Source organism: Vibrio sp. T11.5 (assembly GCF_027587155.1).
GTDB lineage: Bacteria > Pseudomonadota > Gammaproteobacteria > Enterobacterales > Vibrionaceae > Vibrio > Vibrio neptunius.
In genome coordinates this window covers 17,635-30,322 of sequence record NZ_JAPPTP010000008.1, presented here as the reverse complement: position 1 = coordinate 30,322, position 12,688 = coordinate 17,635, and the positions used below count along the sequence as shown (strand labels likewise).

Below are 12,688 nucleotides of genomic sequence, written 5' to 3'. Positions count from 1 at the left end.
CAGAGACGCTAGAATCCACTGATAATTTTCATTTTGTTTTCGCCATGCCTAAACTCAATTTGTCTCACCGTGACAACGATACTGTTTTCAACCAAGGGCCACAATCCGATCACCTTGAACAACAACTCAAACCCCACTTCGAGCGCACTGCAATACGTTTAACGCCCAGCCCTTATATTTCTGAAAAGAACATAGTCAAGCGATGGGATAAACTAGGCGCATTTACATCCAAGGAAGCATTGCTCGATCCGGTCACAGCCCAACAATCAGATGTGTACAACAAGAACATTGAGCACTTTATAGGTACAGTAAAACTACCTGTAGGTGTCGCGGGACCATTGCGTGTCAATGGCCTCCACGCCAAACGAGATTATCATGTGCCTCTAGCCACGACCGAGGCCGCCTTGGTTGCTTCATACAACCGTGGTGCTCAATTGATTACAGCCGCTGGCGGCGCAAGTGCCATGTTATTGAATGAAGGTGTGACTAGAACACCAGTATTCGAGTTTCAACAACTCGTCGATGCAGGTCGGTTTGTCGCTTGGGTGGTTACGCAATACGACCATTTTAAGCAAGTCGCGGAGTCTACGACGTCGCATGGACAACTTCACGATATTAACGTCAATATAGAAGGCAATCACGTTTACCTTGTATTCGAGTTCTATACTGGTGACGCCTCTGGGCAGAATATGGTCACAATCGCGACCAACGAAGTTTTCAATTACATACTTGCGCATTCACCTATTGAACCTGAGGATGCGTTCCTTGATGGCAACCTCTCAGGAGACAAAAAGCCTAATACCCATACTTTGCGTCATGTGCGTGGCAAAAAGGTCACAGCCGAAGTCAACCTTTCAAAAGAGTTGGTTGAAAAATTTCTCCACACTACACCAGAAAAAATGGTCAAGTTTGGCCAGATGACGACCACAGGAGCCGCATTAAGTGGATCTATTGGGGTTAACGCACATTACGCCAATGCACTAGCAGCTTTGTATATTGCTTGTGGTCAAGATGCTGCCTGTGTTGCGGAGTCCGCGATAGGAATCACACGCATGGAGATGAATAAGCAAGGTGGCCTTTATGCATGCGTTACACTGCCAAATCTCATGGTGGGTACTGTGGGTGGAGGAACTCACCTACCTAGCCAAAAAGCCTGTTTAGAGCTCATGGGTTTATATGGCTCAGGTAATGCTAAAGCTCTAGCAGAAGTATCGGCTGTGCTTTGTCTCGCTGGTGAACTTTCCATCGTAGGTGCATTTTGCGCGGGACATTTCTCTAAAGCTCACCAAAAGCTCGCCAGATAACAATCGAACTTTCTTATCGTTAGCCCTCGCCTAGTCGAGGGCTTTTTTTATTCTTTACACTTTCATTTTTCATAAAAAATTTCGTTTTGCTTTCGCAATTCTTTCTCATGAATGATCTAGATCATATTTCTTTAGGTTAAACCTAACATCATCGACTACAATATGATTATATTCCGAAAAACAAATGCTCGTACGAACATTAGGAAACGAAAAGATGACCATTAGTTACTTAAAAGAACAGAAAGAACAAGAATTACTAGACTTGATCGTCGTCGGTGGTGGTATCAATGGTGCTGGTATCGCTGTAGACGCCGCTGGTCGTGGCCTAAAAGTTGGCCTTTATGAAACTAAGGACTTTGCCGGTGCGACATCTTCAGCCAGTTCAAAATTGATTCATGGTGGACTTAGGTATCTAGAACATTATGAATTCCGCTTGGTGGGTGAAGCTTTAGCAGAACGTGAAGTCTTGCTTGCTAAAGCACCACACATTGCTTTTCCCATGCGTTTTAGGTTGCCCCACCGACCATTTCTTCGCCCTGCATGGATGATCAGAGCGGGTTTATTCCTCTATGACCATCTGGGAAAGCGCACTTCTTTACCGAGTAGTAAGAAAATCCAATTAGATAACCAGAATGTTACCTTACCTGAACTCAAAGTGGGCTTTGAATACTCTGATTGCTGGGTTGACGATGCGCGACTAGTAATACTTAACGTCATCCAAGCTCAAGAGCTGGGTGCAGAAGTGAGCAACTATTGTCAGGTAACGAAAGCGCAGCGTATCGAGGGCATCTGGCACGTTGAACTGTATGACCAACGTACCTGCAAGACCTTCTTCAGAAAAGCTAAAGCTTTGGTTAATGCCACTGGCCCTTGGGTTAAAGAGTTCCTAACAGAAAACACAAAACTACCCTCTCCTTACGGTATTCGCTTGATTAAGGGCTCTCACATCATCGTTCCAAAAATTCATGATGAAGAACAAGCTTATATCATGCAAAATGAAGATAACCGCATTGTGTTTGTGATCCCTTATCTCGGCAAGTTCTCAATGATCGGTACCACCGATGTTGAATACAAAGGCGATCCTCGTAAAGTCGCGATTAGCGATGAAGAAAAACAATACCTGATCGATGTTACTAACCAGCATTTTCGTAAACAAATTACTATTGACGATATCATTAGTGACTTTAGCGGCGTCCGACCACTTTGTGATGATGAATCTGATTCACCGCAAGCCATCACCCGAGATTACACCTTAGCGTTGGATCATAAAGAAGGCGAAGCCCCTTTACTGTCTATTTTTGGCGGAAAATTAACCACATACAGAAAGCTCTCTGAGTCCGCAATGCAGCACCTTTCTCCTTACTTTAATCTGAAAGAATCGTGGACGAAAGAGGCGCCACTTCCAGGCGGAGAAAACTTCAACTGGGACGAGATGGACACTCGATTATCTCAGCAAGTTCCATTTATCGATAATGACACACGCCAGCGCTGGCTTCACGCATATGGGAGTCGAGTCCAACAACTGCTTGCCAGTGTGTCAACTGAACAAGATCTAGGTATTAAGTTCGCTGAGGGTATTTACCAGATAGAGATCGATTACCTGGTAAAGCATGAATTGGGCACCAATGCTGAAGATGTTTTAAAACGCCGAAGTAAGCTTCATCTATTGTGCGACCAAGAATGTTATCAAGCTATTGAAAACTATCTCGATGGAACAGATTACAGTATCCACGTACAATGTGCATAACAAATTGGGGGCTAAGCCCCCTGTTTTTAGCTTCAGAAGTTACACTTATTCACAGAGGGAGTATATTTAAACAGATGTCGTTAAAATAATACTTAAGATATTTCTACCATGCCCTCTGTAAAAGACACCGCAACTGAGCTTGTTAAATTACTTATCCCTGGAATGCGATTCTCTGCAACCATTGAGTTTGGCCCTGCCGATCAGTACCCATTTAACACTCACTACATCGGCTGCAAAACCAATCAATTTCTCATCATTGATTTACCTCAGAAAGTGATTGAATCACTTGTCATGAGAAAAATAAACAATGCATCAATCGTGATAAGGGGAATAACGAACACCAAACTTGGCCATGTCGTTGCATTTAAAACCTCTGTTATTTCTCAAATCAGCTCACCCGTGCCTCTGATTTTCCTCCGTTTGCCTCAGCACTTTGCTTCCAAACCTATACGCGAGCACGAGCGATACGCTATGGATTTTCCTATTGAAATCAAATCCAATACCGTCAGCTACAAAGCAACGATGGTTGATTTTTCAGTGTCTGGGTGCGCATTTTTCATTTCAGGTGAGAGTGAATTAAGCAAAAGCAGCACTATAGAGTTGTACACTCCACTGGATGAGCTACTCCCAGAAGACCTAAGATATACGATTGTCGGTATTCAGAAAGAAAAGAAAGGCCATCGATTCGGTGTCAAATTCAATAAAAACATTCAACTCTCGGACCAACTAAAGCAAGAACTACTTGAGCAATCTGCGTTGTCAACACTCTTCTAGTTTGGTAAGGAATTCGTCTTTGAAATGAATGAACGCCTGATTCAACGCGAGCTCTTTGATCGGCTTGACGATCACATAGTCGGCACCAACACTTAAAAACGCACGTTTAGTATCTTGCATTCCATCCGCCGTACAGGCGAATATTGGGATGTCTAACTGCAAGTCCTCACGGATAATTTTGGTCGTTTCAATCCCACCGAGGTTTGGCAGTTGGTTATCCATCAAGATTAAATCTATGTTTTCTGACTTCTTCAGATGGCTAATCGCATTGTGCCCATCCTGAACCCAAATCACCTCCATACCATATTTCTCACAGAACGCTTTAGCGATAAACGCATTGGTATGATTATCTTCAACAAGTAACACCTTTAGGGTTCTATCAAACAGCGTCTCAGGATCTGCCAACAACGTATTTGCTTCGATCTGTTCAACTGACTCGGTCAATTCTATTGGTACGACCAAGCTAAACTTAGTGCCCTGTCCAATGGAGCTTTCAATATCAATATGGCCATTCAACATTTCAACTAAACTATGAACAATAGCTAAACCTAGGCCACTCCCACCGTATTCTCTAGTGGTGGTGGTTTCGGCTTGAACAAACGGTTCAAAAATATGCGAAATTCGCTCACGCTCAATACCGATTCCAGTATCCGAGACACTGATATTGAGATGAGGGTTGTGATTATCTTCATTGCAATACAGTGATACGGTAACATGCCCCTCATGAGTAAATTTAATCGCATTACTAACTAGATTGAATAGAATCTGGTTAAGTCGTACCTGATCACTGTGCGCAAATGTTGCATTACTCACATTGGTGTCGACTTCGAAGCCAATACCTTTTTCATCGCAAAGAGGCGTATAAATTTTCTTAACCGCGCTAATTAACTCAATCAGCCTAAAATCCGCTGATTGGATATGGAATTTGCCCTGCTCAATTTTGGAAAAATCCAAAATATCATTCAGTACAGCAAGAAGGTGTTCGCCGCTATTACACAGCACATCAAGATGCTCAATATCTTCGGTATTAGACAGCTTCCCTTTCAACAACTGAGACACGCCTAAAATACCGTTGAGTGGCGTTCTAAGTTCATGACTCATCTTAGCTAAGAAGTCAGCCCTAACCCGAGCCGACTCCTCGGCCTCTTTTCTAGCGGTTTGGCTTTGAATCTCTGCTTCTACAAAGCTAGTGACGTCCTGACCTTGCGCCATGATATTTCCGATTCCTTTATCAATAAATATCGGAGATAGATTCCAGCGGTAGGTCTTGTCTCGAATCGCAATGTTAATACCAGTTAACGTCGCGCCCTTGGCACACATTCGAATATGCGGCCCAAGCTTTTCTACTAACAGATGGTAATCATCCTGTTCTGAACCTGTGTCTCTTCTAAAACTACGCTCAGCAGATGGATTGATTCTCAGGAGTTTACCATCAACATTCCACAGAGTAATCGGAGAAAGGGAGAAGTTGAACAAATCAGCAAATTGCTTCTCTTGCTCGCTTAACCTGTGAAAAGAGCGTTCAAATGAATGCCCTATCTGGTCAAACTCTTCGATCGACGATCCAGGAAATGTATATGTATCTTTTGCTTCAACGGTGTTTTCGGTATAGCTCATCAGCTTAAACAGTTCTTTGGATACCCGCTTACCTAACCAGATCCGGCTATATATCGCAATAAAGATTAATAGTAATCCTGCAAGCGCCACCCACATATAATGGCTGTGCACTAAAGTAACAATTGGCTTGTTATCTTGAATGGTATAGACAGATAGAAAAGTCGCAACGTTACTGATCGTTAGATCTGTTTTAGACACCATGTATTGGCCAGCAGTCAAGTCAGAAGCCGATTGCTCTAAAAAGTCAATATGACGAAAGTCCTTGTCTTTAGTGCTCGAGGCGATGACTTCTGATCCAACAGACATTAGAACTTGGTCGGCATTCCCACCTTTCAATAACGCGTTAATTAGAGCGAAGTTGTTGTTAAGCACTACACCAATGTGCAGATAGCCCAGTACTTCACCAGAAATCATATTGATGATTGGTACTCGACGTATCATCAGGTAACGAGTGCCCAACAATGATGGAGTCTGTGACAAATGCCAGCTCCCTCCTGTGGTCATTTCATTACTTAGATGTGATAACTGCTCTGGCGAAATACCGTAAAACTGATAATTGGAGTCGTCCCAGACCATCTCTTTTTCAGAGGTAATAAAACGAAAATCTGGGGCGAGTTCTGGTTTAGCTTGATCAATACCATTAAAAAATCGGTCCAACCCAGTCACATTTGACCTGACAAAGGCGTCGACTAATGATTCATTTCGGCTATAGCTGTCTTGCTGAATCTCCAGAGCTTTAAGTCTAAAGTTGAAGATTTGTTGCACAAGGCTTTGCGTCTGCAATTTTGAACGCGCAACCTCTTGGGAAACGACTTGGCGATTTACCTGATAGTTCTGAAATACCATCACCAAAGAGAGAACCCCTATGGTGAGGAATATCGAACGGGTAAGTAATGTGGCGAGGCGGCTTTTGCTGCCTCGCTGTGATAATAATGCCATTATTGATCCGAGTACCTAAATGCTCTCTGCTTTAACTTATTCACTTTTTCCGAGCTGTCAGCGTTAGTAACGACTTCAAAGTCACCAGAATAAACATGAGGCACGTCTTTGCCTTCTAGATCCCATTTGATGGCTTCAGCCATTGCAATACCAGTATCATCGTTCATTCTCATCACAGTGACATCCAAATCACCCTTCTCAATCGCTTCAAGTTCAGCACTTCCTCCGCCCCAGCCGTTTATGAGGATATCTCTCCTTTTCATAGATTTAAGAGCTTCAGAGGCACCGAGTGCAACGTCAGTTGAGCATGCATAGATAAAAGAAATACTCGGGTCCTTCTCAATAGCTTTCATGGCAGCATTGAAACCTGATTCACGAGTAGCACTTGTGTAATAAGAAGAAGATAACTGATAAGAATCATGATGGCTCATCTCTTCAATAAAAGTATCACCTCGAGCATCGCTAACGTAACCTTCAGAGAAATAAAGTACGGAATAGCGGCTCTCCTTCGGAATGGCGTCTTTATAATATTGCTCCAAAAGACGAGCTCCCTTGATATGATCAAACCCCACATACATGAAAGGCTGTTGATCATCCCATGCACGCACAGGCGTTGTGATGTTTTGTAAAATCAGTTTGGTGTTTGTCGAACTGATTACATGCTCAATAAATTTCCGGTGCCGGGTCGTATCTAATGTAAAAATGAGATAGTCCGTTTTGTTTTGTACCGCCTCTAACAACGATAAGCTTTGCTGCCTTACATCAAGATTAGGGCGAGTGAACACCTGATTGATACTGTACTTAATGCCTAATTTTTCGAGGCGAGTTTCAAACGCTTGAATGTTTCTCACCCAGTAATCAGAAATTTGTTGCCCTGGATAAACCACAGCGATCGAAACCGGTTTATCTTGTTTCAACATGATCGGTGCTGGGTCGTTTCGCACTATCTCTGAAAGCACATCCGTTAGCTGTTTCTGCGCGGGGTTAGATTTTAGGTACTCATCATATTGCCAGTAACCATTAAGAACTTGCGTGGTGTGTGCATAACTGGTCGCTGATGCAACGACCACTATTGATGAGAGCATTATTTTAAACATTGTTTGTCCTCTTACGGGATACCTAGCTAACTTTAGTTTTTAATTTATTAGAGAATACTCTTTTATCTCCACTAGGTCGACTGCACGGCAATAAATTAACTTATTAAAAACATTAACTTACAAAAAAGGCAATGTGGCATAATTGTCCTTAAAAGGTAAAAGACAGATTACCCGATACGCCATATTGGTTATCACCTGCATAGCTTCCAGCCAAATCCAAACTCACTAAATCACCGGGGCTAACGCCAACACCAGCGGTAATGGAATTGTCCAATGTGTCCTCGAGATCAATCTCATAGCCCACCCGAAGTTGCGCCCAGCCCATCGCATTCCCTTCAATCCCAAAGCGTAAAAATTGAGTGTCATCATTCTGGTCAGTAAAACGTTCTTGCTTAGTGAGATCCCAGTCAACCGTTGCGACGAAGTAATCCAAGGCATAGGCACCTGAAACGGTGGCCTGTGTATCCAACTTATAAGTACTCACACCACTGATATCAAGAGTCTGTAATTCCTGTGAAAACAAGTCTTTTATGGCAATACCTGCGCGAAACTGGTGATAAAACCATACAGCACCAAGATCCAAATTAAACGCGTTTTCCTTGGTTTCGCTTTGATCATAATCACTCAAATCAAAGTTTTCGACGGTTAGTGCTTGCTTGTAGGTACGCAAGGTTTGAAATTTTGGTGAGATGCCAAGCGATACATCCTGTCCTGAAATAGACACGCGCTTAGCAATGGCCACTCCAAACTCACTGTAGCCGAAAGCAATCATGTCTACGCGGGAGTTTTCATAGCGAGTTTGAGTATTCCCGTCGCTAGATATATCTGTTTTTGCGATGACATCAGCGTAGCCGCGCAAAAACAAATTTGTGGAAAAAGCATCCAGAGGCAACGCAACAGACGCTATAACACCGCCGTTCACGCCCAGAGGTTTATCATCTGAGAGCTGATCCAAATAACTGTTAATTTGCGCTTCAAGGCCAGACGTTGAAGAGTTGGCTTCATATTGTTTGATTACATCTTGAAGATCATCAACGGTTTCAAGGGTTTTATCTGTATCTCTAATTCTAGCTCCAATACCGGGAAAGAGGATACCGAAACTATCAGAATCTCTGTATACCGCTACCAAAGCTGGGTTGTAGAAAGGCGCTAACACGTAATCGGCAGTCGTGACTCCCGCGTTCCCCATGCCATTTCCACGACCGTCGGGAACCACCGTTGCTGCTTGCGCAGTTAAGACAGCTAACCCAGACACAATTAATAATGATACTTTTGTTAATAATTTCATATCCATATCAACCTTTTTGACATCTCATAATCAAGGTTAATACAAATTTCAGAAAAAGATGGGAATTTAATTGAGCAGATCAATATCAAAAAAGTCAGTTAAATTTGAGCTGCCTGAAATCAACTGCTCCTTTTGCGATTTCGTGAGTTTCTTGACGCGACACTCTATTTTTGAAGCAAATGAACGACTTTGACCGACTTTGGCTGACCATTCCAGTGTTAATGGCCCCTTTCCCTTTAACGCTTTAGCGCCAGTGCCTAATTGATGTTGAGAGTAGCGTCGCTCAACATCCGTAGTGATACCACAATACAGAGCATTCAAGCGTGTCCGAATAAGATAAACGTACCAATCCGAACACGTTACAGGTTGTTTGGACTGACACATTAAGCTGTGAGTTGCTCGACAAGTTGACGAAGTTGTGCCATTTCCGATTTTAGCATCGCCACTTCTTGTTCAAGGACCTCGACACGATCATCGTTCACAGTTGCTTGAACAGAAGAAGAACTTATCGCTGTAATCGCTTCCAGATCAACGTCACCACTGAACAAATGCATATAACGTGATTCTCGCTTACCTGCTTCACGTGGCAATTTTACCACCAAAGCCCCTTCCTCTCGATCCGCCATTCGCTCCAGTACAGCTTCGACTTCTTTCACGTCCGTAAATTCTGCTAAACGGTTAGTACGGGTACGCAACTCACCTGGAGTTTGAGCACCACGAAGCAGCATACAGCAAACAATCCCTTTCTCTTGCTTAGTCAGTTTCAGATCACCAAATTCAGTGTTGCAAAAACGATGTTGAAACTTACTAGCGCGACTATTAAACCCACTCTCATCACTGACTAGACGACGTGTGATAAGTCCATCAATGGCTTGTTGAACGTCAATATCACTCAGTGTCATGACTGGTTCACGATTGCTCTTCTGATTGCACGCGCTGGTAAGGCTATTTAGGGTCAACGGATAGTAATCTGGCGTGGTGACTTCTTTTTCAATCAAACAACCAATTACACGGGCTTCAATAGGATTTAGTTCTATACTCATTGTTATCTCCTTATTTGAATCTTCCCAAATCAATGTTCAGAAAGGATGGGAACTTTTTTCATGATTCCGTTTTCATCGATCATCACGATTTTACTACGATTCAATTCAACGTCGGTGATCTCCTGACAAGTGCGTTCTTTGCGGTAAGCTTCAACGAGTTTACTGGAACGTTGGGGGGCTTCAGTGAGTGTAGGTTTGGGAATGATAATGTCAGAAGTTCGCATAGTATTGCGGCAGCAGTTGATATTGATAGTCAAATCATATCCTGAACTATAGCTGCTACTCAATGATCTATTAATTGGATCGGCGATAAATCCACCAACGCTTTGTAATGATTGATCTTAAGACTGTTATCGGCAGGAATGTTGTGTTTTAATCATTGACAGTTAAAGGTAAGTAAAGATAGGAAAGGAACCTATGAGTGGTGTATTTGAAATTGTAGCTCAGGCCCGCCGTAAAAATAAGCTAAAGCGCGAGTTGCTTGATAATGAAAAAAAGGTTCGCGATAACCGAAAGCGTGTAGACCTGTTAGACAACCTGATGGACTACATCAAACCAGATATGACGCCAGAAGAAATTGTCGCCATTATCAAGAACATGAAAGCCGATTATGAAGACCGCGTTGATGATCACATCATCAAAAGCGCCGAAATTTCCAAAGAGCGTCGTGACATCAGTCGCCGTATACGAGAACTGACAGAAGAAGACAAGCAAGTACTGCAAGGTAAAAAGAAGTAGTTTTTTGCATCATTAACACGTTAAGCCCGCATGAAACAATGCGGGCTTTTTTAATCAAAGTCGAGATATAACCAACATTTTTGGTTATTAAAATTGACTAATCCACGTAAAACGTTTGCGTAATCGCTAACCTTCTACAAACACAAAACTGGGGCTTTCATCACACATTTAGCCCTGCTATATTTCTTTTAGATAATCATTCAGACCATTCGAGGCATGGAGCTTCCTCATATATCTCACGATGAGAAGAATTGGTACCGACACAGTTCGGCAAACTTTAGAGGGTCAAATTATGGATATGAATATGGTTGAAATTTTAGGCTACGCTGCATCTATCATGGTAGCTATCTCTTTAACCATGAAAGACATCGTTAAGCTACGTGTACTCAACTTTATTGGTTGTGCACTTTTTACTGCTTACGGTCTTATGATTGACGCATGGCCAGTCGTTGTGACTAACGGCTTCATCGCTTGTGTTAACATTTACTTCCTTGCAAAGATGCAAAGCGAAAAAAAGAGCGCTGAAGCGGAAAGCGCCGCTTAACGAATGAATATCAGCAGATATAAAAAGGCCCCGGATTCATCCGGGGCCTTTTGTTTTAGTCTTCGTCGTGCATCTCTGCCCAAGCTTGTGCGCATTTCACCGCACGCTTCCAGCCTTTGTAGCGACGATTGCGTTTTTCTTCATCGTGGTGAGGGGCAAAGGTCTTGTCCACTTCTGCTTTGTCTGCCACTTCATCCAAACTGTTCCAGAAACCCACTGCCAAACCTGCAAGATAAGCCGCACCTAATGCAGTAACTTCAGTGACCTTAGGGCGCAGTACCTGTGTATCAAGTACATCTGACTGGAACTGCATCAAGAAATTATTAGCAACCGCACCACCATCGACACGAAGTGCTTCAAGCTTAATTCCAGAGTCCGCTTGCATGGCATCGAGTACATCACGTGTTTGGTAAGCAATACCTTCTAATGTGGCACGGATAATGTGGTTGGAATTGACACCACGAGTCAGTCCAACAATGGTACCGCGTGCGTATGCATCCCAGTATGGAGCACCCAGACCAGTAAAGGCAGGGACGACATAAACACCATTCGATGTATCAACTTTAGTCGCAAAGTACTCTGAATCTTTTGCGTCTGCCAATAACTTCATTTCATCGCGTAGCCATTGGATCGATGCACCGCCCATAAAGACTGCACCTTCTAATGCATAGGCTGGTTCGCCCTCTGGCCCACAAGCGAGAGTGGTTAGCAAACCATTCTTAGACGTCACTTTTTCCTGACCAGTATTCATTAGAAGGAAACAACCCGTACCATAGGTATTTTTTGCCTGACCTGCGTTAACGCACATCTGACCGTACAGTGCGGCTTGTTGGTCTCCTGCAATACCAGCGATTGGGATACGCGTCCCCCCTTTACCACCAATGTTCGTTTGACCATACACTTCTGATGATTTCTTCACCTCAGGCATCATAGACAATGGAATATCCATTTCCTTAAGCAGTTTCTCATCCCATTGAAGTGTATTGATATTAAACAGCATCGTACGTGACGCATTAGTGTAGTCTGTGACGTGAACACGGCCTTGAGTCATCTTCCAAACCAACCAGGTATCAACCGTACCGAACAGAAGCTTACCAGCAGCGGCATCTTCACGCGCCCCTTCAACGTTGTCCAAGATCCATTTGATTTTGGTACCAGAGAAGTAAGGATCTAAAACTAAGCCTGTATTTTCTTGAATGTATTCTTCTAAATTGCGCTGTTTGAGATCCTCACAGATTGCGGCAGTACGACGACATTGCCAAACAATCGCGTTATAAATCGGTTTGCCTGTCTCTTTGTTCCAAACAATGGTTGTTTCACGTTGGTTTGTAATACCAATACCAGCTACTTCGTCGCTACGAATACCCGATTTGCCCAGTGCTTCGACCAACACCGAGCTTTGTGTCGCATAGATTTCCATTGGATCATGTTCTACCCAGCCCGCTTGTGGGTAAATTTGAGTAAACTCACGCTGAGAAACGCTGACAATATTGGCGTCGTGGTCTAGTACAACCGCACGTGAACTTGTGGTGCCCTGATCTAGCGCAACTATGTATTTTTGCTCAGTCATGATCATTTCCTTTTAGTTTCGAGATTT

Annotated in this window: 12 protein-coding genes; 5 read left to right on the top strand and 7 right to left on the bottom strand. The window is 43.2% G+C overall.

Annotated features, from left to right (window positions below):
- The first annotated feature begins 44 nt into the window (after positions 1-44).
- From OH455_RS10305 to OH455_RS10295, 3 genes are all read left to right on the top strand, one after another.
- The gene (locus tag OH455_RS10305) at positions 45-1,304 is read left to right on the top strand and encodes a hydroxymethylglutaryl-CoA reductase (RefSeq protein ID WP_269981296.1); all 1,260 of its coding nucleotides are present in this window, start codon (positions 45-47) and stop codon (positions 1,302-1,304) included.
- A 214-nt stretch (positions 1,305-1,518) separates the two neighbouring features.
- Complete coding sequence (gene glpD / locus OH455_RS10300; protein ID WP_269981295.1) at positions 1,519-3,051, top strand: glycerol-3-phosphate dehydrogenase; 1,533 nt, start codon at positions 1,519-1,521, stop codon at positions 3,049-3,051.
- Positions 3,052-3,159: 108 nt separating this feature from the next.
- A complete protein-coding gene (locus tag OH455_RS10295; RefSeq protein ID WP_269981294.1) occupies positions 3,160-3,825 on the top strand; it encodes a PilZ domain-containing protein in 666 nt (221 codons plus the stop codon).
- On the opposite strand, the gene luxQ is transcribed toward OH455_RS10295, so the two are convergent.
- From luxQ to OH455_RS10265, 6 genes are all read right to left on the bottom strand, one after another.
- A complete protein-coding gene (gene luxQ, locus OH455_RS10290) occupies positions 3,811-6,381 on the bottom strand; it encodes a quorum-sensing autoinducer 2 sensor kinase/phosphatase LuxQ (RefSeq protein WP_269981293.1) in 2,571 nt (856 codons plus the stop codon). The two genes, OH455_RS10295 and luxQ, sit on opposite strands and share 15 nt — an antisense overlap.
- Positions 6,381-7,478 (bottom strand): autoinducer 2-binding periplasmic protein LuxP, encoded by a 1,098-nt coding sequence (locus OH455_RS10285; RefSeq protein ID WP_269981292.1) that lies wholly within the window; start codon positions 7,476-7,478, stop codon positions 6,381-6,383. Before OH455_RS10285 ends, luxQ begins: the two co-directional genes overlap by 1 nt.
- Positions 7,479-7,626: 148 nt before the next feature.
- Positions 7,627-8,766, bottom strand: a complete 1,140-nt coding sequence (gene traF, locus OH455_RS10280) for a conjugal transfer protein TraF (protein WP_269981291.1) — start codon at positions 8,764-8,766, stop codon at positions 7,627-7,629.
- 66 nt (positions 8,767-8,832) lie between these two features.
- Positions 8,833-9,150 carry a GIY-YIG nuclease family protein gene (locus OH455_RS10275; protein ID WP_045976910.1) on the bottom strand — a complete coding sequence of 106 codons (318 nt, stop codon included), beginning with the start codon at positions 9,148-9,150 and terminating at the stop codon, positions 8,833-8,835.
- A complete protein-coding gene (locus tag OH455_RS10270) occupies positions 9,150-9,809 on the bottom strand; it encodes a YceH family protein (protein WP_269981290.1) in 660 nt (219 codons plus the stop codon). The genes OH455_RS10275 and OH455_RS10270 overlap by 1 nt, the downstream gene beginning before the upstream one ends.
- Positions 9,810-9,838: 29 nt before the next feature.
- Positions 9,839-10,033 carry a hypothetical protein gene (locus OH455_RS10265; protein ID WP_206369190.1) on the bottom strand — a complete coding sequence of 65 codons (195 nt, stop codon included), beginning with the start codon at positions 10,031-10,033 and terminating at the stop codon, positions 9,839-9,841.
- 193 nt (positions 10,034-10,226) lie between these two features.
- Between OH455_RS10265 and OH455_RS10260 the strand changes: the two genes are divergently transcribed.
- Together OH455_RS10260 and OH455_RS10255 are read left to right on the top strand one after the other, a co-directional pair.
- Entirely contained in the window at positions 10,227-10,547 is a 321-nt protein-coding gene (locus tag OH455_RS10260) for a DUF496 family protein (RefSeq protein WP_045976907.1), read from the top strand.
- Positions 10,548-10,839: 292 nt separating this feature from the next.
- Positions 10,840-11,091: a YgjV family protein gene (locus OH455_RS10255; protein WP_045977043.1), complete on the top strand. Its 252-nt coding sequence runs from the start codon at positions 10,840-10,842 to the stop codon at positions 11,089-11,091.
- A gap of 55 nt (positions 11,092-11,146) precedes the next feature.
- On the opposite strand, the gene glpK is transcribed toward OH455_RS10255, so the two are convergent.
- Entirely contained in the window at positions 11,147-12,661 is a 1,515-nt protein-coding gene (glpK, locus tag OH455_RS10250; RefSeq protein ID WP_269981289.1) for a glycerol kinase GlpK, read from the bottom strand.
- Between the last annotated feature and the right edge of the window lie 27 nt (positions 12,662-12,688).